This window comes from Phycicoccus ginsengisoli (assembly GCF_054779295.1).
Map to the genome: position 1 here is coordinate 82,409 of NZ_BAAGYN010000007.1, position 22,262 is coordinate 104,670.

Annotated in this window: 25 protein-coding genes; 17 read left to right on the forward strand and 8 right to left on the reverse strand. The window is 74.3% G+C overall.

The window, feature by feature from the left end; translation table 11 throughout:
• Positions 1 to 19 precede the first annotated feature (19 nt).
• A complete protein-coding gene (locus tag ACYVDO_RS13230) occupies positions 20 to 784 on the reverse strand; it encodes a hypothetical protein (protein WP_460936592.1) in 765 nt (254 codons plus the stop codon).
• A 130-nt stretch (positions 785 to 914) separates the two neighbouring features.
• Positions 915 to 1,559: a TIGR03085 family metal-binding protein gene (locus ACYVDO_RS13235; RefSeq protein WP_460936594.1), complete on the reverse strand. Its 645-nt coding sequence runs from the start codon at positions 1,557 to 1,559 to the stop codon at positions 915 to 917.
• A 68-nt stretch (positions 1,560 to 1,627) separates the two neighbouring features.
• Between ACYVDO_RS13235 and ACYVDO_RS13240 the strand changes: the two genes are divergently transcribed.
• From ACYVDO_RS13240 to ACYVDO_RS13250, 3 genes are all read left to right on the forward strand, one after another.
• Positions 1,628 to 3,454, forward strand: coding sequence for an ABC transporter ATP-binding protein (locus ACYVDO_RS13240; RefSeq protein WP_460936596.1), 1,827 nt, complete (start codon positions 1,628 to 1,630; stop codon positions 3,452 to 3,454).
• The gene (locus ACYVDO_RS13245; protein ID WP_460936598.1) at positions 3,451 to 5,232 is read left to right on the forward strand and encodes an ABC transporter ATP-binding protein; all 1,782 of its coding nucleotides are present in this window, start codon (positions 3,451 to 3,453) and stop codon (positions 5,230 to 5,232) included. Before ACYVDO_RS13240 ends, ACYVDO_RS13245 begins: the two co-directional genes overlap by 4 nt.
• 314 nt (positions 5,233 to 5,546) lie before the next feature.
• Positions 5,547 to 5,903 (forward strand): hypothetical protein, encoded by a 357-nt coding sequence (locus ACYVDO_RS13250; protein ID WP_460936600.1) that lies wholly within the window; start codon positions 5,547 to 5,549, stop codon positions 5,901 to 5,903.
• Positions 5,904 to 5,960: 57 nt separating this feature from the next.
• On the opposite strand, the gene ACYVDO_RS13255 is transcribed toward ACYVDO_RS13250, so the two are convergent.
• From ACYVDO_RS13255 to ACYVDO_RS13265, 3 genes are all read right to left on the reverse strand, one after another.
• Positions 5,961 to 6,692 carry a hypothetical protein gene (locus ACYVDO_RS13255; RefSeq protein WP_460936602.1) on the reverse strand — a complete coding sequence of 244 codons (732 nt, stop codon included), beginning with the start codon at positions 6,690 to 6,692 and terminating at the stop codon, positions 5,961 to 5,963.
• A 384-nt stretch (positions 6,693 to 7,076) separates the two neighbouring features.
• The gene (locus ACYVDO_RS13260) at positions 7,077 to 7,310 is read right to left on the reverse strand and encodes a hypothetical protein (protein ID WP_460936604.1); all 234 of its coding nucleotides are present in this window, start codon (positions 7,308 to 7,310) and stop codon (positions 7,077 to 7,079) included.
• A gap of 60 nt (positions 7,311 to 7,370) precedes the next feature.
• Positions 7,371 to 7,562 carry a hypothetical protein gene (locus tag ACYVDO_RS13265; RefSeq protein WP_460936606.1) on the reverse strand — a complete coding sequence of 64 codons (192 nt, stop codon included), beginning with the start codon at positions 7,560 to 7,562 and terminating at the stop codon, positions 7,371 to 7,373.
• 423 nt (positions 7,563 to 7,985) lie between these two features.
• On the opposite strand from ACYVDO_RS13265, the gene ACYVDO_RS13270 reads away from it, so the two are divergent.
• The 7 genes from ACYVDO_RS13270 (at position 7,986) to ACYVDO_RS13300 (ending at position 13,448) form a co-directional block, all read left to right on the forward strand.
• The gene (locus ACYVDO_RS13270; RefSeq protein WP_460936608.1) at positions 7,986 to 8,426 is read left to right on the forward strand and encodes an SRPBCC family protein; all 441 of its coding nucleotides are present in this window, start codon (positions 7,986 to 7,988) and stop codon (positions 8,424 to 8,426) included.
• A gap of 140 nt (positions 8,427 to 8,566) precedes the next feature.
• A complete protein-coding gene (locus ACYVDO_RS13275; RefSeq protein ID WP_460936610.1) occupies positions 8,567 to 9,673 on the forward strand; it encodes a TIGR03118 family protein in 1,107 nt (368 codons plus the stop codon).
• Between the two features lie 271 nt (positions 9,674 to 9,944).
• Entirely contained in the window at positions 9,945 to 10,433 is a 489-nt protein-coding gene (locus ACYVDO_RS13280; protein WP_460936612.1) for a heme-degrading domain-containing protein, read from the forward strand.
• A gap of 49 nt (positions 10,434 to 10,482) precedes the next feature.
• On the forward strand, positions 10,483 to 10,992 hold the full coding sequence (locus ACYVDO_RS13285) for a hypothetical protein (protein WP_460936614.1): 510 nt from the start codon (positions 10,483 to 10,485) through the stop codon (positions 10,990 to 10,992).
• A 129-nt stretch (positions 10,993 to 11,121) separates the two neighbouring features.
• Positions 11,122 to 12,711 carry an Hsp70 family protein gene (locus ACYVDO_RS13290; protein ID WP_460936616.1) on the forward strand — a complete coding sequence of 530 codons (1,590 nt, stop codon included), beginning with the start codon at positions 11,122 to 11,124 and terminating at the stop codon, positions 12,709 to 12,711.
• A gap of 57 nt (positions 12,712 to 12,768) precedes the next feature.
• On the forward strand, positions 12,769 to 13,164 hold the full coding sequence (locus ACYVDO_RS13295; RefSeq protein ID WP_460936618.1) for a DUF1622 domain-containing protein: 396 nt from the start codon (positions 12,769 to 12,771) through the stop codon (positions 13,162 to 13,164).
• Complete coding sequence (locus tag ACYVDO_RS13300) at positions 13,161 to 13,448, forward strand: hypothetical protein (protein WP_460936620.1); 288 nt, start codon at positions 13,161 to 13,163, stop codon at positions 13,446 to 13,448. The genes ACYVDO_RS13295 and ACYVDO_RS13300 overlap by 4 nt, the downstream gene beginning before the upstream one ends.
• On the opposite strand, the gene ACYVDO_RS13305 is transcribed toward ACYVDO_RS13300, so the two are convergent.
• Both ACYVDO_RS13305 and ACYVDO_RS13310 read right to left on the reverse strand, forming a co-directional pair.
• Positions 13,436 to 13,954 carry a metallophosphoesterase family protein gene (locus ACYVDO_RS13305; RefSeq protein WP_460936622.1) on the reverse strand — a complete coding sequence of 173 codons (519 nt, stop codon included), beginning with the start codon at positions 13,952 to 13,954 and terminating at the stop codon, positions 13,436 to 13,438. The genes ACYVDO_RS13300 and ACYVDO_RS13305 overlap by 13 nt on opposite strands.
• Before the next feature lie 8 nt (positions 13,955 to 13,962).
• On the reverse strand, positions 13,963 to 16,107 hold the full coding sequence (locus ACYVDO_RS13310) for a DEAD/DEAH box helicase (protein ID WP_460936624.1): 2,145 nt from the start codon (positions 16,105 to 16,107) through the stop codon (positions 13,963 to 13,965).
• A 368-nt stretch (positions 16,108 to 16,475) separates the two neighbouring features.
• On the opposite strand from ACYVDO_RS13310, the gene ACYVDO_RS13315 reads away from it, so the two are divergent.
• Both ACYVDO_RS13315 and ACYVDO_RS13320 read left to right on the forward strand, forming a co-directional pair.
• Positions 16,476 to 17,132 carry a dihydrofolate reductase family protein gene (locus tag ACYVDO_RS13315; RefSeq protein ID WP_460936626.1) on the forward strand — a complete coding sequence of 219 codons (657 nt, stop codon included), beginning with the start codon at positions 16,476 to 16,478 and terminating at the stop codon, positions 17,130 to 17,132.
• A 51-nt stretch (positions 17,133 to 17,183) separates the two neighbouring features.
• Positions 17,184 to 17,516, forward strand: a complete 333-nt coding sequence (locus ACYVDO_RS13320) for a hypothetical protein (protein ID WP_460936628.1) — start codon at positions 17,184 to 17,186, stop codon at positions 17,514 to 17,516.
• Between the two features lie 208 nt (positions 17,517 to 17,724).
• Here ACYVDO_RS13320 and ACYVDO_RS13325 read toward each other — a convergent pair whose 3' ends face one another.
• A complete protein-coding gene (locus tag ACYVDO_RS13325) occupies positions 17,725 to 18,567 on the reverse strand; it encodes an NAD-dependent epimerase/dehydratase family protein (RefSeq protein ID WP_460936630.1) in 843 nt (280 codons plus the stop codon).
• 70 nt (positions 18,568 to 18,637) lie between these two features.
• Between ACYVDO_RS13325 and ACYVDO_RS13330 the strand changes: the two genes are divergently transcribed.
• From ACYVDO_RS13330 to ACYVDO_RS13350, 5 genes are all read left to right on the forward strand, one after another.
• Positions 18,638 to 19,378, forward strand: coding sequence for a VOC family protein (locus tag ACYVDO_RS13330; RefSeq protein WP_460936632.1), 741 nt, complete (start codon positions 18,638 to 18,640; stop codon positions 19,376 to 19,378).
• A 64-nt stretch (positions 19,379 to 19,442) separates the two neighbouring features.
• Positions 19,443 to 19,811: a phosphoribosyl-AMP cyclohydrolase gene (gene hisI, locus ACYVDO_RS13335; protein ID WP_460936634.1), complete on the forward strand. Its 369-nt coding sequence runs from the start codon at positions 19,443 to 19,445 to the stop codon at positions 19,809 to 19,811.
• Positions 19,798 to 21,357, forward strand: a complete 1,560-nt coding sequence (locus ACYVDO_RS13340) for an anthranilate synthase component I (protein ID WP_460936636.1) — start codon at positions 19,798 to 19,800, stop codon at positions 21,355 to 21,357. The genes hisI and ACYVDO_RS13340 overlap by 14 nt, the downstream gene beginning before the upstream one ends.
• Complete coding sequence (locus ACYVDO_RS13345) at positions 21,354 to 21,953, forward strand: Trp biosynthesis-associated membrane protein (RefSeq protein WP_460936638.1); 600 nt, start codon at positions 21,354 to 21,356, stop codon at positions 21,951 to 21,953. The genes ACYVDO_RS13340 and ACYVDO_RS13345 overlap by 4 nt, the downstream gene beginning before the upstream one ends.
• 52 nt (positions 21,954 to 22,005) lie before the next feature.
• Positions 22,006 to 22,260 (forward strand): HGxxPAAW family protein, encoded by a 255-nt coding sequence (locus ACYVDO_RS13350; RefSeq protein WP_460936640.1) that lies wholly within the window; start codon positions 22,006 to 22,008, stop codon positions 22,258 to 22,260.
• The last annotated feature ends 2 nt before the right edge of the window (positions 22,261 to 22,262 follow it).

Below are 22,262 nucleotides of genomic sequence, written 5' to 3' on the forward strand. Positions count from 1 at the left end.
GGGGAATTGTGGCCCGGGATCAGGCCTCGTCGGACCCGTTTGCGCAGTCCGCCTGCCGGCGGTGGGCCCGGTCGCCCAGGGCGAAGCCCAGGCCGGTGACGAGGACCAGGAGCTGCCCCGGCAGGCTGGCGACGTACTCCAGTGGGGAGACCCCGGCCACGGCGGTCAGGCCGCCGAGGACGAGCGCCACCAGGCCGATCCACCGCGGGACGGTGCGGTACCGCCACGCGGCCCAGCCGATGGCGAGCCCGGTGAGGCCGACGGCGGTCCACAGGTACGGGATCGTCCCGATCCAGTGCCCGTAGAGGGCGGCAGTCTCCTCGACGAAGGTCTCCGGTCGGGTGACCCCCTCGATGACCTCGGTGTCCAGGCCGGTGCCGAGCAGCAGCACGGCTGCGGTGATCGTGGTGCCGGCGACCGCCAGGCCCGGGACCATGCTGTCCGTGGGCAGGCCCGACCGGAGCCGGCGGGCCACGCCCACGCCGTACACCACCAGCAGCAGGGCCGCGGCCGACGTGACGACGTGGAAGACGGTCAGGGCGCCGCCGTGCTGGGCCAGGGTGGCCAGGATCCGGCCGGCGTCGCCGGAGGTCTGCGGGTCGTAGACCGGGTTGCCCAGGTCGGCGACGATCGACCCTGCCGACGCCGCGACGGCGGCCAGGGGACCCGTCAGGGCCCAGAGGCGACCGCGGCCGCGGCGGGTCCGGGGCGGTGGGGCGGACTCGGTGTCGGCGGCGACGTCGTCGCGGACGAGGGTGCGGGAGGTGAACTCGGTGGTGCTCACGGCGGAACTCCTTGGTCGGGCCCTGACGGGCTCTGTCTGGTGTTCCACCACCGTGCTGGGCCACCTGTCCCCGGGCACAGGGACACCGCGGCACCGTCGTCGGGACAACGGGGCCCCGCGGGCGCCGGGCTCAGCCCAGGCCGAGTGGAGCCGCCCACAGGGCGGCGACGGCGTCGTCGCCGCCGGTCACCTCGAGCTCGGCGACCCGTTGCCGTCCGAAGGCGGCGAGCAGGAGCTCCTCGGGCCGACCCTCGAGCACGACGGTGCCGAGCTCGGTCGTGCTCCGCGCGTGGTGGCGTCGGCCGTCGGGGGTGGACAGGACCACGCCGACGGGGCTGCGCCGGAAGGACAGGCGGGCGATGCGCGTCAGCGTGGTCCACAGGGCGTCGGACAGCTCGGGGGAGATCTCCCGCCGGGGGCCGAGGGACCCGTCGCCGCGCAGGACGTCCTCGTGGTGCACGAAGTACTCGGCGAGGTTGACGAGGTCGTCGACCGGGGGGACGCGCACCGGCGACCACGCGGGCGGCCCCGACCGCACCAGGTCGACGAGCTCGGGCCACGGCTTGGCGGCGTACTCCCGCATCCCTGCCTCGAGCCGGCCGGACAGCTGCGGGACGACGATGCCGACCCCGAGGTCGGGACGCCGGTCGCGGATCACGAGGTGGGCGGCGAGGTCGGCGGTCGTCCAGGGGGAGCAGAGCGTCGGCGCGTCCGGTCCCGTCGCGGCGAAGGTGTCGCAGAGGGAAATCCGCTCGCGGCGGGCCAGGGAGGTCATGCGATCATCATGCCTGTCGCGGCATAGGCTTGCCGTCTCGCCCACCACCACCCTCCCGGAGGTCCGCCGTGCCCGTCGACGCCGGCCCGTCGCTGCGTCGTGCGCTGCGGATCGTGGGGGTCGGCGTGCGCCGAGAGCCGCGCTGGTTCGCGTTCGCGGTGGCGGGGAGCACGCTCTACGGCGTCATGACCGTGCTCACCGCCTGGGCCATCGGCAAGGTGACCCGCGAGCAGGTGCAGCCGGCGGTCGAGGCCGGGCACGCGACCGCGCACCAGCTCTGGGTGACGTTCGGCTGGGTCGCGGGAGTGGTGGGGCTCAACGTGATCGGCGTGGTCATCCGCCGGATCGCGGCCGGCTACACGATGTACAACGTCGCCGCGCAGTTCCGCCGCGAGGTCACCCGGCAGTACCTGCGGCTGCCGCTGTCGTGGCACCATCGGCACCCCTCGGGCCAGCTGCTGTCGAACGCGAACGCCGACGTCGAGGCCACCTGGAACGTCTTCGCGCCCCTGCCCATGGCCCTGGGGGTCATCGTCATGCTCATCGCCGGCATCGTCCAGATGGTGCTGGTCGACCCGGTCATGGCCATCATCGGGCTCACGGTCTTCCCCGCCCTGTTCCTCGCCAACATGGTCTTCCAGCGCGCGATGTCACCGCGGATCGCGCGGGCCCAGCAGCTGCGGGCCGAGGTGAGCGAGGTCGCGCACGAGTCGTTCGAGGCCGCGCTCGTCGTCAAGGCGATGGGCCGCGAGGCCCAGGAGGCCGACCGCTTCGAGGAGGTCACCCGGCGGCTCCAGGCGGCCAACGTCGAGGTCGGCCGCACCCGGGGCACCTTCGACCCGGTCATCGAGGCCATCCCCACGCTGGGCACCCTGGCGGTGCTGGTGGTCGGCACCCAGCGGGTCGCCTCCGGTGCGCTCCAGCCGGCCGACGTCGTCCAGGTGGCCTACCTCATCTCGGTGCTCGCCTTCCCCGTCCGGGCGCTCGGCTGGGTGCTCGGCGAGCTGCCCCGCACGGTCGTCGGCTGGGACCGGGTGGATGCCGTGCTGCGGGCCCGTGGGGAGCTCACCCACGGCTCGCAGGCGCTGCCGCCGCAGTCGTCGGCGCACTCGACCCTCACCGGGGTCGACTACTCCTACGAGGTCCTCGACGAGCAGGGCAACGCCTCCCAGTTCCGGGCGATCCACGACGTCACCATCGACGTGCCGGCCGGCTCCACGGTCGCGCTCGTCGGCCCCACCGGCTCGGGCAAGTCGACCCTGACCAACCTCACCCTGCGCCTGGTCGACCCCGAGCACGGCACCGTGAGCATCGACGGCGTCGACCTGCGTGAGGTCGCCCGGGGCGGGGTGGCCGCCGCAGCGGCCCTCGTGCCCCAGCAGACCTTCATGTTCGACGACAGCGTCCGCGGCAACGTCACGCTCGGCGTCGAGCGCAGCGACGAGGAGGTGTGGGAGGCCCTGCGGACCGCGCAGGCGGATGAGTTCGTCCGGGCCCTGCCCGCCGGCCTGGACACGCACGTGGGGGAGCGTGGCGCGTCCCTGTCGGGCGGCCAGCGGCAGCGGATCGCCCTGGCCCGTGCGGTGGTCCGCTCGCCGCGGCTGCTGGTGCTCGACGACGCGACGAGCGCGGTCGACCCGTCGGTGGAGCAGGCGATCCTGGCCGCGCTGCGCAGCTCGAGTGCCGGCACCACCGTGCTCGTGGTGGCCTACCGGATGTCGACGATCACCCTCGCCGACGAGATCGTCTACGTCGAGAACGGCCGCGTGCTCGACCACGGCACCCACGCCGAGCTGCTCGGACGGTGCACCGGGTACGAGCGGCTCGTCACGGCATACGCCCGCGAGGCGGCCGAGCGCGCCGCCGTCGCGTCCGACGAGGAGGTCAACGCGTGAGCACGTCCATCGAGGCGACCTCCTCCCTCGGGACCGTCGACACGCTGCGCCGGGGCCTGGACCTGTCGCCCGAGCTGCGCAAGGGCATCGGCGTCACCCTGGGCCTCGCGGCGGTCACGACGGTCGGTCGGATCGTCGTCCCGTTCGTCGTGCAGCAGACGACCGACCACGGACTGCTCGGCAAGGGGGGCCCGGACCCGGCGCTGGTCACCCGGTACGTCCTGCTCGCACTGATCGCCGTCGTGGCCACCGCCCTGAGCGCGTATGCCGTGAACGTGCGCCTCTACCGCGCGTCCGAGGCCGGGCTGGCGACGTTGCGGCTCAGGGGGTTCCGCCACATCCACGACCTGTCCATGCTCACCCAGAACACCGAGCGGCGCGGGTCGATGGTCAGCCGGGTCACCTCCGACGTCGACACCATCAGCCAGTTCGTGCAGTTCGGCGGCATCATCCTCATCCTGAGCCTGGGCCAGATCGTCGTGGCGACCGGGCTGATGGTCTACTACAGCCCGCTGCTCGCGGCCGTGGTGTGGCTGTGCTTCGTGCCGCTGCTGCTGGTGATCCGCCGCTTCCAGCGGGTCGTGGGCCGGGCCTACACCCAGGTGCGTGAACGGGTCGGCGACCTGCTGGCTGCGGTCTCCGAGTCCGTGGTGGGCGCCTCGACGATCCGCGCGTACGGGGTCGAGGCGCGGACCGCCCAGCGGATCGACGCCGCCATCGACGCCCATCGTGCGGCCTCCATCCGGGCCCAGGTCCGCTCCGTCGTCGCCTTCTCCTCCGGACAGCTCGTCGCCGGGCTCACGCTGGCCGTCGTGCTCGTGGTCGGGACCGTGCAGGCCGCCGCCGGCCACCTCACCCTGGGCGAGCTGCTGGCCTTCCTCTTCCTGGTCAACCTGTTCACCCAGCCGGTGCAGCAGGCCACGGAGATCCTCAACGAGCTGCAGAACGCGGTGGCCGGGTGGCGGCGGGTCATCGGCGTCGTCGACACGCCGGCGGACGTGGCCGACCCCGGCGACGACGGGGTGGTGCTGCCGCGCGGGCCGATCAGCGTCGACTTCGACCACGTGTCCTTCGCCTACCCGGGCGGTGAGACCGTGCTGCACGACATCGGGCTCACCATCGCCCCTCGGTCCCGGGTGGCGATCGTCGGCGAGACCGGCTCCGGCAAGTCCACCCTGGCCAAGCTCCTGACCCGGCTCATGGACCCGACGGAGGGGAAGGTCCGGATCGACGGCGTCGACCTGCGGGAGGTGCGGTTCTCCTCACTGCGCGACCGGGTGGTGCTCGTGCCGCAGGAGGGCTTCCTCTTCGACGCGACCCTGCTGGAGAACGTGCGCTTCGGCCGGCCGGAGGCCAGCGACGAGGACGTCCGCCTCGCCATCACCGAGCTCGGCCTCGACCACTGGCTCTCGGGCCTGCCCCAGGGGCTGTCGACCGAGGTCGGCCAGCGCGGCGAGTCCCTGTCGGCGGGGGAGCGGCAGCTCGTGGCCCTCGCCCGGGCGTACCTCGCCGACCCTGACCTGCTGGTGCTCGACGAGGCCACCTCGGCGGTCGACCCGTCCACGGAGGTGCGGATCCAGCGGGCGCTCGAGGGCCTGACGCGGGGACGCACGTCGATCGCCATCGCGCACCGGCTCTCGACCGCGGAGGCAGCCGACGAGGTGGTCGTCGTCGACCGGGGCCGGATCGTCGAGCGAGGTCCGCACCGCGAGCTCGTCGACCGCGGCGGCGTCTACTCCGCCCTGCACGCCTCGTGGGCGGCCCAGCAGCGCGGCTGACCTCGCGTCGGCTCCGCGGCCAGGGGCGCCGGTCCTCCCACGGCGGCCCGGTCGGGTGCTCGTGCACCTGTCCTACGCCACTGTGACGGTGTGGCGGTGATCGGCAGGCAGGAGTCTTGGGGGTGCGGGCGCAGGGGGCCGCACGGCTGCCCGGGCAGGGCCGGGCCACGACCGAGGGGAAGGGGGCTGCCCCGTCGCGGGGTGGGGCACGTCCGACCTCGGCTCCCCGAGGCCTGCCCGGACCTCGGGCGGCAGGTGGGTGCCCGCGGCTCGACCGGGGCCCCTCGTCGTCGTCACTGTGGGAGGTGACCAGCATGACTGCGAGAGCAACTGCACGTCCGGCACCCCTCCCGGACCCGCTGGGGCGGTGGCGCGCCGGCCCGTCCCGTGGACGTGGGACGGCCCGTCCCACTCATCGCGTCCGTGCTGCCGGCGTCCTGGTGGCGCTCGTGGCGATGGTGGCCGGCATACCCGTGGCGGCGCCGGGTGACGGCACCTCCAGGGTTGACGAGGCGTTCCTCGAGCAGGCATCCCTGCTCCCTGCTGTCGGCGGATGCGTGCACCCCAGGACCACGGAGAGCGCTGCGGCCGCCCTGGCCGCCGTGCTCCACTGCCACGACGCGGCGCTGGCGGCTCGAGCCCGTGCGCTGGAGTTCGACCCGGTGCGGTGACGGGGGCACCCGGGCGCGCGTCGACAGGACGTCGTGCGAGGGGTGACGCCGGGCCGGTCAGTAGGGGTCGACGACCGTCCGGTCGACGCGGCGGTGGAAGTGCATGCCGGCGATGCCGCCGAGGACGGCTCCGACGAGGGCGATGACCAGGGCCACCACGAGGGCGACGACGCCGGCGGTGGTGAGCTGGCTGCTGTGCAGGGGCAGGCGGGGGAAGCTGTCGAGCCGGCCGAGCACGTCGTACCTGCTCCCGGCGACGGCGCCGACGATGGCGACGAGTATGGCGACGACGACCGACCACACCCAGACCGCCACGCCCTGTCGGGCCCCGTTGAACCGCGCCATCCGTCCGGCGACGTAGCCACCGCAGTAGTAGCTCACCAGCAGGATCACGGCGATGGCGATGGCCCCGACGACGCCCACGGTCCCGGGGTTGTCGGCGGCCCGGTTGGCGGCCGTCGTGGAGCTGGTGCCGGTCTCCAGGCCGACGGCCGTGCCCGCAGCCGCGACGACGGCCGTGAGCAGGACGGCCAGGCCCATGGCGGTGAGCCAGCCGAAGAAGGCGGACCCCACCTTCACGCCCCCGTACCGGTCGGCGCCGGCCGCGAGCCCCTCCTCGGGGTCGCCGACGCGGTAGTCGCGGGCGGTGCGCTCCCGCACGTCGCGGCCGTCGACGCCGTCGTGCCGGGCGACGTCGTCGCGCGCCACCACGCGTTCCGTGCGCGGGTCGTCGTCGAGCCGTTCGTCGTGGACACGGGTCTCGTGGTTCCGGCGAGAGATGTCGCTCATGGTTGTGCACCTCCGGTTCGGCGCGGCTCCGGCTCGGCAGGGTGTTTCGCCAGGGTGTTGTGGCCGCACCGTGTGGTCCGTGCCCCGTTTGCGGGGTGGTCAAACCTCCGAGACCGGGCGGGTTGTCGCCGCGAGGGGGACCAAGGTCCCTGCGCCGGGACCATCCGGCGTGCCTAGCGTCGAGGCGCGTGCGAGAGCGCCCGGCATCCCGGCGGGCAGGGGTGTCACAGCCGGACCGGTCGCCGCTTGCCCACCCAAGGTGGGGTCACCGACGGCGTCCGGGGGTCGCCGGGTCACCCCGCCTCGACCAGGGCGCCCGCGACACCGGCGTGCCCGCGACACCGGCGTGCCCGCGACCCCAGCGGCCGTGCGACGGTGCCCGGGTCAGGCCGCGGACCCTCCGGCGAGCCCTGCGGCGAAGTCGCGGACGGCCCGCGCCGTGCCCGGACCCGTCATCGGGCGGCCGTGCCCGCTCCCCAGCGCCGACGGGGCCAGCTCGGCCAGCCCTCGGATGGACCGGGCAGCGGCCTCGCGGTCCCACGTGGTGTACCAGGGTGGCGCCGACAGGCCCTGCCGCCGGGTCGCGAGGTGCCTGAGCGTGTCGATCCTCGTGGTCACGATGGCGTCGCCGGCGAGGAGCACCTGGTCCCCGGGACGGAAGAGGGAGACGTGCCCGGCTCAGGCACGGGCCCGTACCTTCACTGCCTGGACTGCCGGCTCCAGCGGCGCCGCCCGCTCCGCGCGGAGCAGGAGGACCAGTGCCGTCAGCATGACCGGCGCCCAGACCCACAGCACGCCACCGAAGGGCAGCTGGCAGACGTGGAAGGCGATGAGGGCGACCAGCCCTGCCTGGGTCCGGCGACCGCCCATCAGGACGAGCGCCCCGGCCGCCGCCTCGGCCGACGAGCAGGTAGTAGGCGTTCACCCCGGCCCCGAGCACGATGAACAGGACGGCCACGGCCGCGCGGCCCACGACCATGGCACGGTGGCTCCTGCGCGCCCGCACCGCCGCCACCAACGCCAGGCCCCCAGGACCAACCACCCGATCCTCTCCACGACGGCTCCCTCCTCCTGTCCTCGATCCTCCGCCTCCTGCGGCGCGGTGGCTCCGGCCGAAGGTCCTCGCGGCGGAAGGGCGTGGAGGGTGCCGCCCCGACGGCGGCAGGCCGGCCTTGGCCTTCCGCCGCGCCCGCCCGCGTCCGGCGGCCGCGGGGGCGACCAAGGGCCCTGGGCGCCGTGCCCTCGGGGTGGCACGGTCGAGATCGGGGAGGACCTGACGGAGGGAGCATCACGATGACGCACATCTCGGGAGAGGTGACGATCGCCGCGCCCGTGGAGGAGGTCTTCGACCTCGTGGCGGACGAGCGGAACGAGCCCCGCTACAACCCACGGATCGTCGACGCCGAGAAGCTGGGCGCGGGGCCGGTCGGGAAGGGCTCGCGCTTCACCGCCCGGCCCAAGGGGATGGGTTCCCGGAGCCGGATGACCGTCGAGGTCCTGGAGTACGACCGGCCGCACCGCCTCCACAACGCCATCCGCTCACCCGCCATGCAGGTGGACGGGGTGCTCACCTTCGAGGCCACGCAGGGCCGGACCCGGCTGCGTTGGGACTGGGACATTCGGCTCGTCGGTCCCATGCGGGTGATGACCCCGGTCCTGGCGCTGGTCGGTCCGCGGTGGGAGCGCCGCAACTGGGTGGACCTGAAGCGCTACCTGGAGACCCGGCGCGGTTGAACGCCGGACCCGGCTGAGTTCCGGAACCCCTCGGCTGCAACCCCGGAGCCCACCGGCTGAACCCCGGACCCCCGTGGCCCGTGTACCTCATGGCGCCGGTCCACCCAGGACCGTCCGCTCCTGACACGGGAGGTCTGTCCATGACACGCACACGTCGTCGCCCCTCGCTGCCGGCCCTCGCGGCCGGCTGCGCCGCAGCCGTCGGGCTGCTCACGGTCAGCGCGCCCGCGGGCGCGAGCGCCTTCACGGCATACCGACAGGTCAACCTCGTCTCCGACGTCCCGGGGGCGGCCCAGGTCACCGACCCGCACCTCGTCAACGCCTGGGGCGCGTCCTACCTGGGGACCAGCCCCCTCTGGGTGTCGGACAACGGCGCGGACGTCACCACGCTGTACACCGGTGGTGTCGACGGCAGCCCGCAGGCGGTCGCACCGCTGGTCGTGAGCATCCCCGGTGGGGCGCCCACCGGCCAGGTGTCCAACCCGACGACGTCCTTCGTGGTCCACGACTCCTCGGGCCACTCCGCGGCCGCCCGCTTCCTGTTCGTCGGCGAGACCGGTCACCTCAGCGGCTGGAACCCGGCCGTGGGCGGTACCGGTGCACCCCCGTCGACCCACGCGGTCGACGCGGTCGTGACGCCCGGGGCCGTGGACAAGGGGATGGCGATGGGGCAGACGCCGCAGGGCCCGCGGCTCTACGTGGCCGACTTCTCGGCGGGGGTGGTCGACGTGTACGACGGCGGCTTCCAGCGGGTCGTCACCGCCGGGAGCTTCGCCGACCCGCGGCTCCCGAGGGGTTACGCGCCCTTCAACGTCATGGTCGCCGGGGACAAGGTGTACGTCTCCTACGCCAAGCAGGACAGCGCCCGCCACGACGAGGTGGCCGGTGCCGGACGAGGCCGCGTCGACGTGTTCACGCTCGACGGCACCCTCCTGCGCAGGCTGGCGGGCCACGGCGTGCTCAACGCGCCGTGGGGGATGACGATCGCGCCGGCCGGGTTCGGCTCGTTCTCCGGTGACCTGCTCGTGGGGAACTTCGGTGACGGGCGCATCCACGCCTTCGACCCGACGACCCTGCGGTATGCCGGGACGCTGCGGACCGCGGGCGGCAAGGCGGTGACCATCGACGGGCTGTGGGCGCTCCTGCCCGGCAACGGCACGGAGGCGTCCACGCACGACGTGCTCTTCACGGCCGGCCCCCAGGACGAGTCGCACGGCCTGCTGGGCCTGCTCCACGCCACGTCCTGACGCTGCCGCCGGCCCACGGGGTCCGGGGTGGCGGGTCTCCCACCAGGGCCCGTTGCCCCGGACCCACCGGCTGGCTACGCTCCGCGGGCGGCCTGCGGCACCCGGACCCGTGGCCCGCCGCGACCCCGACCCGCCGCGACCCGACCCGACCCGACCCGACCCGACCCGACCCGACCCGACCCGACCCGACCCGACCCGACCCGACCCGACCCGACCCGACCCGACCCGACCCGACCCGACCCGACCCGACCCGACCCAGGAGGGGCAGCGCATGCCGGCACCGGAGACCTGGCCCACGCTGGACGAGCTCCTGCTCGAGGAGGACCGGCTCGTCCTGCCGGCCCTGACCGAGGAGGTCGCCTACGCCGTCGGGCGCCGGGCCGTCGACGCCGCGTGGGCGGACTCCCTCCCGGTGGCCGTCGGCCTCTGGCGCGGAGGACACCAGCTCTTCCACTGCGCCCTGCCGGGGTCCACCAGCGACAACGAGGCCTGGCTGCGCCGCAAGGGGCGGGTCGTGATGCGGTTCGAGCGCTCCTCGCTCTACCTCTCGCGGATGTGCCGGGAGCAGGACACGACGCTGACCGAGAAGTTCGCCCTGCCCGCCTCCCGGTACGCCGCGGCCGGGGGTGCCGTGCCGCTGCGCGTCGCCGGAGCGGGTCTCGTCGGGTGGATGGGGGTGTCGGGACTCCCGCAGGTGGAGGACCACCGGTTCGTGGTCCGCATCCTGCTCGAGCACCTCGCCGCCGGCCCGGCGGCGTGACCTGCCGCGTGACCCGTCGTCCGGGCAGCACCGCCACGGGGCCGGGACGATGATCGGCGCGACGTGGGGGGTCACCGAGCGCGAGACCGGGCTCCACTTCGCCTGCGACGACCTCGTCGGGCCCCGTCCTGCGCTGCAGGCCTGGCGTGGGGTCACGGTGCAGGCCACGCCCGCGGACGTGTGGCCCTGGGTGACCCAGGTCCGGGTCGCCCCGTACTCCTACGACTGGCTCGACAACCTCGGTCACCGGTCACCCCGCGAGCTGCTGGCGCTGCCCGAGCCGCGGGTGGGGGAGCCGTTCACCAGCTCCGGCGGTCGCCCGCTGGGGCGGGTGGTCGCCGTCGAGCCGGGACGGCAGCTGACCGGCCTCATCCTCGGCGCGTTCATGTCCTACCTCGTCCTGCCGGAGGCCGAGGGCCGGACCCGCCTGCTGCTCAAGGTGGTGATGGACACGAACCGCACTGCCGCCGCCCTGCTGGCGGTCGGCGACCTCGTCATGGCGAGGCGGCAGCTGCTGAACCTCAAGCAGCGGGCCGAGGCGGCCGCCCGGGCGGTCTGAGGCGCCGGGCGCAGGACGGGGCGGCCCGGCAGGACGGGGCCGCCCGGCATGGCGCCGCTGCAGCGGCCCCCGGGTCCGACCGGGGGACGGGCACGCGCTGCCGGCTGCCGTGCACCTAGCCTTGGCGGCATGGACCTCGGGCTCGACTTCGGCACCACGCACACGGTCGTCGCGCACGCGGACCGGGGCAACTACCCGGTCGTGTCGTTCCTCGACCCGGCCGGTGACGCGCACGACCACTACCCGTCACTGGCCGCCCTCGACGGCGACGAGCTCGTCTACGGCTTCGAGGCGCTCGACGCCTCGCGGCGCGGTGCTCCCACCGCCCGGTCGTTCAAGCGGTTGCTGGCGGAGCCGGACGCGGCGGGCGGTTCGGCGGTGCGCATCGGTGGTCGCGACGTGGCCGTCCTCGAGCTCCTGACCGGCTTCTTCGTGGCCCTGCGCCGCGCGCTGGCGCAGGCGTCGAGCATCGAGGAGCAGCTGGCCGGCGGCGACGCGGCGACCCGGGTCGTGCTCGGGGTGCCGGCCCAGGCGCACAGCTCGCAGCGCTTCCTCACCCTCGAGGCCTGTCGCCGGGCCGGGTTCGACGTGACCGGGATGGTGAACGAGCCGTCCGCCGCCAGCCTGGAGTTCGCGCACCGGCAGTCACGGTCCATCACCTCACGCCGCAACCTGGTCGTGGTCTACGACCTCGGTGGCGGCACCTTCGACACCTCCCTCGTCCAGCTCGACGGCACGTCGCACGAGGTCCTGGACTCCCGCGGGGTGAACCGGCTCGGCGGGGACGACTTCGACGAGGCCCTCGCCGACCGCGCGCTCGCCGCGGCGGGCGTCGGCCGGGACGAGCTGGGTCCCCAGGGCTGGGCGGCGCTCGTGGAGCACAGCAGGGACACCAAGGAGCGGATCAGCCCCCAGTCGCGTCGCCTCGGGGTCGAGGTGCCCGGGACGGACGCGGGGATGGTCAGTGTGGACGTCGCCGACTACTACGCCCGGGTGACGCCGCTGGTCGAGGCGTCGGTCGCGGCCATGGAGCCGCTCGTGGCGACCCTGCCGGAGGGCGACGACCCGATGGGGCTCGAGGGCGTGGCCGGCATCTACCTCGTCGGCGGGGCCAGCGGCCTGCCCCTCGTGCCCCGCCTGCTCCGGGAGCGGTTCGGGCGCCGCGTCCACCGCGCCCCGCTCCCCAGTGCCTCCACGGCGGTGGGGCTGGCGATCGCGGCCGACCCGAGGGCGGGCTTCTCGTTGCGCGACCGGCTCTCGCGGGGCTTCGGGGTGTTCCGGGAGAGGGGAGCCGGTGCCGGGGTGTCCTTCGACCCCGTGCTGGACCGCTCCCTGCTCACGACCTCCGTCGTCGGCGTGGAGGCGTCGGCGGAACCGGTGGTGGTGACGCGCCGGTACCAGGCGGCCCACAACATCGGCTGGTTCCGGTTCGTGGAGTACTCCTCCGTCGACGACCAGGGCGAGCCCCGAGGAGACCTGGCACCGGTCGGTCACGTCGTCTTCCCGTTCGACCCCGAGCTGCAGGCCGCGCGGGCAGGCGGTGAGGCGGACGAGCCGGAGCCGTCGGCAGCGGACCTGCAGGCCGGCGTGGCCGTCGAGCGGCTCGGCTCCGGACCCATGGTCGAGGAGCGCTACACCGTCGACGCCGCCGGCATCGTCTCGGTGCGGATCACCGACCTCACGACCGGGTACCGGCAGGAGCACGTCCTCCGCGCGTGACCCGCGCGCCGACGCGCTGCCGAGGCGCACCGACCCGCCCCGTGGTAGGGATGGGTGATGGCGGCTGCAGCGGTCCTCGGGTCCGACGACTGGCTGCGGACCGGCGTCGACGCGCTCGTGGTGCTGGTCGAGGCCGCCGGTGCGCTGGTCATCGTCGTCGGCGCGCTGCTCGCCTTCGCCGGGTTCGTCCGGGCGCTGCCGCGGCGCCGCGCCGAGGCCTTCGTGCCCGTCCGGCTCACCCTCGGACGGTTCCTCGCCCTGGGCCTGGAGTTCCAGCTGGCCAGCGACGTCCTGCGGACCGCCATCGCGCCGACCTTCCAGGAGCTGGGCAAGCTGGCAGCGGTCGCGGCCATCAGGACGGCCCTGAACTTCTTCCTCGCCCGCGAGATCCGCGAGGAGCAGGAGCTGCTGCGCAGCCGGGACGCCGCCGCCACCGAAGGAGAGCCGGCATGACGCCGGTGGTGTCGGGGGTGCTCCTGCACCTGTCCTGGCTGGTGGCCTCGGCGGGACTGGTGGCGGGGCTGGCGGCGGTGTGCGTCACCCGCAGGCTGCTCCCGTCACTCGGCGTCTTCCTCGACCTCCTGCTCGCCGCTGGACTCCTGCGGCTGGCGACGGCGGGGTCGTGGCAGGCGATCGCCGGCGCGGCGGCGATCGTGGCCATCCGCAAGCTCGCCGTCCTCGGGCTGAGGTCCAGCGGCCGTCGGCCAGCCCGGGAACCCGTCGGTCAGCCGTCCTGACGCCGGGGCGCGATCCGGTGCAGGACGACCCCGCCCAGCGCACCGTCCTCGACGACGGCCGTCATGTACGTGCAGGTGGGCTGTCGTCGCCGGTCGGTGGGGGAGCCGGGGTTGAGCAGGCGCAGTCCGCCCGGTGCAGTGGAGTCCCAGGGGATGTGGCTGTGGCCGAACACGAGCACGTCGAGGTCCGGGTGGGCCGCTGCGCAGCGCGCCTCGCGGCCCGCGGCCTGGCCCGTCTCGTGGACCAGGCCGATGCGCACGCCCTCGACCGCCACGCGGGCCACCTCGGGGAGGCGTTCGCGCAGCACGCCGTGGTCGTTGTTGCCGGCCACGCCGACCAGCTGGCGGGCCCGCGACTCCAGGGCGTCGAGCAGCCACACGTCCACCCAGTCACCGGCGTGCAGCACGAGGTCGGCCTGCTCGACCGCTCCCCAGACCTCCGCCGGGAGGTCCTTGGACCGCTTGGGCACGTGCGTGTCGGCGAGCAGCAGCAGCCGGGTCGTCATCGGCCCGGTCAGTCCTCGTCGGTGGCGAGCTGCTTCTCCAGGGCCTGCGTCAGCAGCGTGACCAGGGCCTCGAGCTGGACGTCGGCCGAGGAGCCGACCTCCTCGTCGGAGCCGTCGAGCGCCCGCGCCGCCAGCCCGGCCTTGTCGTCGATGAGCTGCGCGATGCGCGGGTCGATCGTCTGCGCGGCGATGATCCGCCAGGCGGTGACCGGCTCGGTCTGGCCGATCCGGTGCACCCGGTCGATGGCCTGGGTCTGCTCGGCGGAGGTCCACGACAGCTCGGCGAGGACGACGTTCGAGGCGACCTGGAGGTTGAGGCCCACGCCGGCCGCGGTGAGCGAGCAGACGACCACGGCGACGTCGGGGTCGGTGAGGAACGCCTCGATGGCGGCCTTGCGTGCCTTGGGGGTCTGGTCGCCACGGATCGAGGAGTAGCCGATGCCCCGACGGGCGAAGGTGCGCTCCGCCTCGTCCATGACGTCGATGTGCTTGGCGAAGAAGACGACCTTGCCGACGTTGCGGGCCAGCTGGGCGGCGTAGTCGGCGGCGAGGCCGGCCTTGGCCTGGCCGATCCGGCGCATGACGGTGAACACGTTGTCGCCGGTCTTGTCCGAGCCGCCGTCCTCCCGCTCCCACTCGGCCACGCGCCGGACGAGGTCGTGGTCGATGCCGTCGACGACGACGGAGACCTTGCGGGTGGCCAGCGCCGACTCGTACCGCGCGACGAGGCGCCGGGCCAGCTCCTGCTCCGCGGCGCGGATCGAGCGACCCGCCTCGTCGTCGAGCTCCACCGGGAGGTCGGCGATCCGACGGGACGGGATGTCCGAGGCCACGTCGACCTTGCGACGCCGGACGATGCCGAGGTCGATCACGCTGGTGCGGGCGGCCTTGTAGAAGCCGTGGTCCGCCGGGGTCAGTCCGTTCTCCTCCAGCGCCGCCATGAGGGCGGTGCGGGGCTTCGTGTCGTCGATCCAGCCGAGGAACTGCCAGATGGCCCGGAAGTCCTCGATGTCGTTGATGAGCGGCGTCCCCGTGAGGGCCATCAGCAACGGGTTGAGCCGGCGGGTGCGGATGCGCTCCGAGAGCTCGAGGACGTGCCGCGACCGCTGCGAGGTTTTGTTCTTGATGAAGTGCGCCTCGTCGACGACCATGCCCTGGAAGCCGTGCTCGCCCAGCCAGCCCACGTGCCGGTCGAGGATGTCGTAGTTGACGATGACGATGTCGGCGAAGCCGTCGACCGTCTCGCCGTCGCCGTGGACCACGGTCGAGGTCCGTCGGGGGACCCACAGACCGGCCTCGTGCGCCCAGTTCGCCTTGACGACGTTGGGCACCGCCACCAGCAACGGGAACGCGTCGGCGGCCTCGGCCGCGAGCAGGGCCTGCGCGGTCTTGCCCAGACCCGGCTCGTCCGCGAGGAGGAACGTGCGGTGGCCCTCCGCGGCGGCCGCGACGAGCTGCGCCTGGTGGCGCATGAGGTGCAGCCCCCGCATGCCCATCGGCAGCTCCGGGTCCTCCGGCAGCGGCATACAGGTGGCGTCGCCGCCGCTCTCGAACGCACGGAAGAGGGGGGTCAGCAGCTCCCAGCCGCCCAACCGGTTGGTGGTGGGACGCGCCGGGACCGCGGAGTAGTCGGGGGCCAGGAACGGGTTCGCGAGCTGCCGCGCGATGACCGTCTGGGGGATGACCCGTCGCGGCGCGTGGGCGGCCGGGGCGGCGTCCTCGGGCTCCGGCTCCTCCTCCGGCTCCACCTCACGCCCGGCTGCGCGCAGCATGTCCTCCTTGAGGCTGAGCGCCGACGGCGAGACCTTGGCGTCCTCGGCCAGCAGGGAGAGCAGCGAGGTGTCGCGCGCGGCGGTCTTGGCCAGGATGGTCGCGATGCCGTCGAGCCGGGTCAGCACGGCGGACCGCTCCGCCTCGGAGACCTCCGGGTCGGACTTCACCCGGGCGCGTTCCTCGCGCACGAGCAGGGCGACGACCTGGTACGCCGTGCGGGCACCCGGGCGCACCGGGCCGCGCTGCGCGGCAGCCTCGACCTGTCGGACGGCCTTGGCGAGGACCGGCAGGATGCCTTCCTCGTCGTGGGCGCGGGCACGTCGGGCGTCGCGGTTCGTGGGGCGCGACGTGCCGGTGCGGCGCGGAGCTCGCTGAGCCAAGCGGTTCCTTCTCCTGTGTCGGACACGGGATGGGCCCGGACGACGGTGCGGCTGCACCGGGCGTGGGGCGACTCGCCTGGCCGTCGACGGCGCGAGACACCGGACCGGTGCGGCCGCGCGGCAGGGGAGGAGCTGGTCCCGTGACGCTGGAGCGCCCTCGCCGATCAGCGGGGCGCACCCCCGAGGATACGCGGTCGAGGGCGACGACGACCACCGGACCGGCATACTCACCGCCGTCGGTGTGTCGGGGCCGGGGGGACCGGGAGGTGCCGGAGCCGACGAGTTCGGCGCGCCGGGGCGGTCCCAACGCAGGAGCCCTGTCGCCGCCCCGCGGCAGACTGGCGCCACCACCGAGCAGGAGCGTGCCCATGTCACTCACCCGGATCCAGAACTTCTCGATCTCCCTCGACGGCTTCGCGACGGGGGAGCCGCAGTCGCTGGAGGCGCCGTTCGGCCACGCCGGGCAGCGCCTGCACCAGTGGATGATGGCCACCCGCTACTGGGACCCCGCCGGCAGTGACGGCGTCGACAACGCGATGGCCCAGCGGCACGAGCACGGCATCGGTGCGGAGATCATGGGCGCCCACAAGTACGGTCCTCCCGGCTGGCAGGACGACCCCGACTGGCAGGGGTGGTGGGGGACCACCCCGCCCTTCCACACGCCGACGTTCGTCCTCACCCACCGCCCCCGGCCGTCCCTGGAGCTGGAGGGCGGCACCACGTTCCACTTCCTCGACGCCAGCCCGCAGGAGGCGCTCGCCGTCGCGAGGGAGGCGGCCGGTGGCCTCGACGTCCGGATCGGCGGCGGTGCCACGGTGGTCCGCGACTTCCTCGCCGCCGGGCTCGTCGACCACATGCACCTGGTCCAGGTGCCCATCGTCCTGGGCCGCGGCGTACGGCTCTGGGACGGGCTCGAGGGGGTGGAGGCGGGCTACGACGTCGAGGCCGTGTCGTCGCCGAGCGGCGTCACGCACCTCACGTTCACGCGCACGGACGCGGATGCCGGGGGCGTCCCGGCGCCCTGAGGCCCGGAAAGTGCCTTGCCACCGGGGCCCAGCGCTTGCGACGGTGGCGGTATGCCGTCCGCCGCCTTCGAGCCCCCGTTCGACCAGCTGCTGGAGACCGCCGAACGGGTCGCCCGCGAGCGCCCCGGCGTCGACGCCGACATGGCCCGGGAGGTGTTCGAGGAGGCGGCCACGCTGCTGTACAACGGGCTGGCCCTGGAGGGCGTCGACGAGCACGACGCGGAGCTCGTCGTCGCCGGGCTGTGTGACGACCTCGTGTCGCCCGACCCCGGGGCGGCCGTGCGCCGGCGCACCCAGGCAACGCTGGACGACCCCACGGGCTGGCACGACGCGCGAGCGGCAGCGGCCGCCTACGAGGTCTCGACGCGGATCCTGCAGCTGTGAGCCGTGCCGATCCGGCCGACGGCCGGCGTAGGCCGGACGACCGGAAGGACGAACCCTGCGGATCCGGCTGACCAGCATCGACGTCGACGACCAGCGGTCGGCGCTGGACTTCTCCACCTCGGTGCCGGGGTTCCGCCACCACCACGACATCCCGCTCGGGGAGGACTCCTGCCGAGAAGAGGACTCCTGCCGAGAAGGCCCCGGCTTCCTAGCCGGAGCGCTCCGGCGTCCCCCGCCAGCGCGACCGCGGCCGCCAGCCGAGCACCCGGTCGGCCTTCGAGCAGTCGAACGCCCCGGCCGTGCCGCGCAGGGGGACGCGCACCTCGGTCTCGGGGCAGTGCTGCGCCAGCAGATCCTCGATCGGCCGCTCCACCCGGGTGTCGTCCGCGGCGACGAGCACCGCCTCGTAGCCGGAGTGCTCCGGCGTCGGGTGCAGCGCCAGCAGGCAGGCGCGGGCCGCGTCCTCGAGGTCGACGTACCCCCAGAGGTTCCCCACCTCCTGCGCCTCGGGGACCGCGTCGACGAGCTCGCGCACCTCCTGCCGCGACAGGATCCAGTGGAAGCGCAGCGCCGTCACGGTCATGCCGCGGCGGCCGTACATCTGGCCCATCCGCTCGAGCAGGTCCTTGGTGAGGGCGTACGGGTCGACGTACTGCAGCGGGCTGTCCTCGTCGACGGGGACGTACGGCTGGTGCAGCGGCTCGGGCGACCACGCCGTGCCGTAGATGGAACCGCTCGAGGCCAGCACCGCCGTGCGGATGCCGGCGGCCCAGGCCTCCTCGAGGGCGTGGAAGGTGCTCAGGACGTTGGTCCGGACCAGGTCGGCGGGGACCACGTCCTCCGGGCTCGGGATGCCCGCGCAGTGGACGACGGCCTCGCACCCGGCGAGGGAGGCGGCGACGGCCTCGCGGTCCAGCAGGTCGACGGCCGCGTGGCCACCCCCGTCGTCCGCGGCCACGTCGGCGCCCACCACCTCGTGACCGGCACGCAGGAGCTGACGGCACACCTCGCTGCCGAGGCGGCCACGGGACCCGCTCACCCACACGCGCACGGTCGACCACGCTACCCGGACCGGGCAAAACCCGTTGCCCGCGTCCCGCCCCCCCGCCTAGCGTCGCGGCGTGACGAGCCGCCTGCGTGCCCTCTGCCTCGACGCCGACGACCCTGCCGGACTGGCCCGCTTCTGGGGCGGTGTCCTCGGCTGGCGCACCGGCGGGACGACGCCGGGTGACGACGGCGTCGAGCTCGTTGCCGCCGAGCCCACCGGTTTCGACCTGCGGTTCGAGCCGTCGCGGGGTGCCAAGGTCGTCCGCAACCGGCTGCACCTGCACCTCACGAGCTCCTCGGAGGACGACCAGGCCGCGACCGTGGCGAGGGCGCTCGCACTCGGTGCGCACCACCTCGACATCGGGCAGCTGCCCGAGGAGGGGCACGTGGTGCTCGAGGACCCCGAGGGCAACGACTTCTGCGTGCTGGGGCCCGGGAACGCGTTCTTCGCCGGGTGCGGCTTCCTGGCCGAGGTGACGTGCGACGGCTCCCGGGCGGTCGGCCGGTTCTGGAGCGAGGCGCTGGGCTGGCCGCTGGTCTGGGACCAGGACGAGGAGACCTCGATCCGCGCCCCCGGCGGCAGCACGAACATCTCGTGGGGTGGGCCGCCCGTCGACCCCAAGGTCGGTCGCAACCGCCAGCACCTCGAGCTGGTCGCGCCCGAGGGCGGCCTGCGGGCCGAGATCGACCGGTTGCTGGCGCTCGGCGCGACCCGTCCCGGGGCCGGCGCCGAGGGGGAGGCCGGCGCCGCGGGGGACGAGCGGGTGCTGCTCTCCGACCCCGACGGCAACGAGCTCGTCCTGCGCCGCGGGTGACCGCACCCGCCCACCCGGAGGATGCCGGTCGGAGCGGCGCCGGCCGGACCGGCACAATGGCGGGGTGACCTCCCCAGCCGTCCTCGACCCCGCCATCGCCGACCGCCTCAAGCGCGACGCCCACGGCCTGGTCGCCGCGGTCGTCCAGCAGCACGACACCGGCGAGGTGCTCATGCTGGGGTGGATGGACGACGAGGCGCTGCGCCGGACCCTGACCGAGGGCCGCGTGACGTTCTGGTCGCGCAGCCGCGAGGAGTACTGGCGCAAGGGCGACACGAGCGGCCACCACCAGCGCGTGGAGTCCGTGGCGCTCGACTGCGACGGCGACGCCCTCCTCGTGCGCGTGGACCAGGTCGGCGCCGCGTGCCACACGGGCGCGCGCACCTGCTTCGACGAGGGGGACCTCGGGGCGAGGCCGTATGCCGGTGAGTGACGTCAGCCCGGACCTCGCGTTCGGTGCCACCTGGCCGAGCCTGGACACCTTCTCGGTGCTCGCGCAGGACCGCCGCGTCATCCCGGTGGTGCGCCGGCTCATGGCCGATGCCGAGACGCCGGTGGGGGTGTACCGCAAGCTCGCGCAGGACCGGCCGGGCACCTTCCTGCTCGAGTCGGCCGAGCACGGGGGAGTGTGGTCGCGCTACTCGATCGTCGGGGCGGCCTGCCGCGCCACGCTGACCGAGCGCGGCGGCGAGGCCCTCTGGCTGGGCGAGCCGCCGGTCGGGGTGCCCACCGACGGCAACCCCCTGGAGGCGCTGCGCGACACCGTGGCGGCGCTCGCCACCGAGCCGGTCGAGGGCCTGCCGCCGCTCACCGGCGGCATGGTCGGCGCCATCACCTACGACGCCGTCCGCCGGTGGGAGCGGGTGCCCGACACCAACCCCGACGTCCTCGACGTGCCCGAGCTCGCGATGATGCTCGCCACCGACCTGGCCGTCCTCGACCACGCCGACGGTTCGCTGCTGCTCGTCGCGAACGCCGTCAACTACGACGCCACCGACGAGCGGGTCGAGCAGGCGTGGGCCGACGCGGTCCAGCGGCTCGACCGGATGACCGCCGACCTCGCGGTCGCCGCCCCGTCCACCGTCGCGACGGTCGACCGCGACGCCTTCGACCGCGCCCGGCAGGGGGTCACGAGCAACACCACGCAGGCCGACTTCGAGCAGATGGTGCAGGACGCCAAGGAGGACATCCGGGCCGGCGAGGTGTTCCAGGTCGTGCTGTCCCAGCGCTTCTCGACGCCGTGCCCGGCCGACGCCCTCGACGTCTACCGGGCGCTGCGCACCGCCAACCCCAGCCCGTACATGTACCTGCTCCGGCTGCCCCACCCGGACGGCGGCTCCTACGACGTCGTGGGCTCCTCCCCCGAGGCCCTGGTCAAGGTCACCGGCCGGAGGGCGATCACGCACCCCATCGCCGGCTCGCGTCCCCGGGGCAAGTCGCCCGAGGAGGACCTGGCGCTGGCAGAGGACCTGCTCGCCGACCCCAAGGAGCGCTCCGAGCACGTCATGCTCGTCGACCTCGGCCGCAACGACCTGCAGCGGGTGTGCGAGCCGGGCACCGTGGACGTCGTGGAGTTCATGAACGTCCGGCGCTACTCCCACGTCACCCACCTCGAGTCCACGGTGGTCGGGGACATCCGTCCCGGCTGCACGGCATACGACGTCCTGCGGGCCACGTTCCCGGCCGGGACGCTGTCCGGCGCCCCCAAGCCACGGGCGCTCAGCCTCATCGAGCACTACGAACCCAGCCGGCGCGGCGTCTACGGCGGCGTCGTCGGCTACCTCGACTTCCACGGAGACCTCGACATGGCGATCGCCATCCGCACGGCCGTCGTCAAGGACGGCACGGCCCACGTCCAGGCGGGAGCCGGGATCGTCGCCGACTCCGTCCCGACCACCGAGTACGACGAGACGGTGAACAAGGCCGCCGCCGCCCTGCGCGCGGTCGCCACCGCGTCCGCCCTGAGGACCGTCCGATGAGGCGGCTGCGCCCGACGGGCAAGCTCTTCGTCGTCCTGGTCGCCCTCGTGTCGGCGTTGGTGCTGCTCGCCAGTGGCGGGCGCACCTGGGTGTCGGGGACCGTGGACGACGCCGTCCTCGGGGCCACCCGCATCGACGCCAGCGGCACCGAGGTCGCCTCCGGCGTCGTCGCCCTGGCCCTCGTGGCCCTCGCGGCGGCCGTCGCCAGCACCACGAGCGGTCCGGTGCTGCGCCGGGTGACGCTCGCGGTCATGGCGCTCGCGGCCGTGGCCGAGGGCTTCGTCGTGGCCCGGGTGGCGCTCGACCCCTCGGGTGCCCTCGGAGCCGTCGCGGCCCGCAGCGCCGGGCGCACCGGGACGCTCGAGACGCACTCCTCCGCGACGGCCTGGCCGTGGGTGGACCTCGTCGCCTGCGCCCTGCTCCTGATCGCCGCCGTCGGCGGCTGGGTCGGGGCCCCAGGGTGGCGGGGGCTCGGGGCGCGCTACGAGTCGCCCACCACGACGGCCGGGGCCCGTGGGCAGCGGGTCGGGACCGACTGGGACCGGCTCGACGCGGGGGAGGACCCCACGGCCCGCGACGACTCCCGGACCACCTGACACAATGGCACCAGTACCCAGCAGCACCTCGACCCCCAGGAGCCCGAGCCCCATGGCAGAAGAAGTCCACGAAGACCACGGCCACAGCGTCGCCGCCTGGACCGGGGTCGCCGTCAACCTCGTCGGCTTCGCGCTCATGGCCATCGGCGTCGCGATCGCCAATGTGGCCCTGTTCGTCGTCGGCGCCGTCGTCTGCGTCCTCGGCGCGGTCGCGGGCAAGGTGCTGTCGATGGCCGGCTACGGCGCCAAGACCGTCGTGGGTCCGGACTCGCCCGACTCCGCCAAGCCCGAGCTCGGCATCCACTGACG

Coding starts and splice junctions, on each gene's coding strand:
- ACYVDO_RS13290 (WP_460936616.1), top strand. CDS start 11,122: ATGGACCTCGGGCTCGACTTCGGCACCACGCACACGGTCGTCGCGCAC.
- ACYVDO_RS13350 (WP_460936640.1), top strand. CDS start 22,006: ATGGCAGAAGAAGTCCACGAAGACCACGGCCACAGCGTCGCCGCCTGG.
- ACYVDO_RS13320 (WP_460936628.1), top strand. CDS start 17,184: ATGCCGTCCGCCGCCTTCGAGCCCCCGTTCGACCAGCTGCTGGAGACC.
- ACYVDO_RS13345 (WP_460936638.1), top strand. CDS start 21,354: ATGAGGCGGCTGCGCCCGACGGGCAAGCTCTTCGTCGTCCTGGTCGCC.
- ACYVDO_RS13285 (WP_460936614.1), top strand. CDS start 10,483: ATGATCGGCGCGACGTGGGGGGTCACCGAGCGCGAGACCGGGCTCCAC.
- ACYVDO_RS13280 (WP_460936612.1), top strand. CDS start 9,945: ATGCCGGCACCGGAGACCTGGCCCACGCTGGACGAGCTCCTGCTCGAG.
- ACYVDO_RS13300 (WP_460936620.1), top strand. CDS start 13,161: ATGACGCCGGTGGTGTCGGGGGTGCTCCTGCACCTGTCCTGGCTGGTG.
- ACYVDO_RS13270 (WP_460936608.1), top strand. CDS start 7,986: ATGACGCACATCTCGGGAGAGGTGACGATCGCCGCGCCCGTGGAGGAG.
- ACYVDO_RS13255 (WP_460936602.1), bottom strand. CDS start 6,692: ATGAGCGACATCTCTCGCCGGAACCACGAGACCCGTGTCCACGACGAA.
- ACYVDO_RS13275 (WP_460936610.1), top strand. CDS start 8,567: ATGACACGCACACGTCGTCGCCCCTCGCTGCCGGCCCTCGCGGCCGGC.
- ACYVDO_RS13315 (WP_460936626.1), top strand. CDS start 16,476: ATGTCACTCACCCGGATCCAGAACTTCTCGATCTCCCTCGACGGCTTC.
- ACYVDO_RS13235 (WP_460936594.1), bottom strand. CDS start 1,559: ATGACCTCCCTGGCCCGCCGCGAGCGGATTTCCCTCTGCGACACCTTC.
- ACYVDO_RS13250 (WP_460936600.1), top strand. CDS start 5,547: ATGACTGCGAGAGCAACTGCACGTCCGGCACCCCTCCCGGACCCGCTG.
- ACYVDO_RS13305 (WP_460936622.1), bottom strand. CDS start 13,954: ATGACGACCCGGCTGCTGCTGCTCGCCGACACGCACGTGCCCAAGCGG.
- ACYVDO_RS13340 (WP_460936636.1), top strand. CDS start 19,798: ATGCCGGTGAGTGACGTCAGCCCGGACCTCGCGTTCGGTGCCACCTGG.
- ACYVDO_RS13265 (WP_460936606.1), bottom strand. CDS start 7,562: ATGGGCGGTCGCCGGACCCAGGCAGGGCTGGTCGCCCTCATCGCCTTC.
- ACYVDO_RS13295 (WP_460936618.1), top strand. CDS start 12,769: ATGGCGGCTGCAGCGGTCCTCGGGTCCGACGACTGGCTGCGGACCGGC.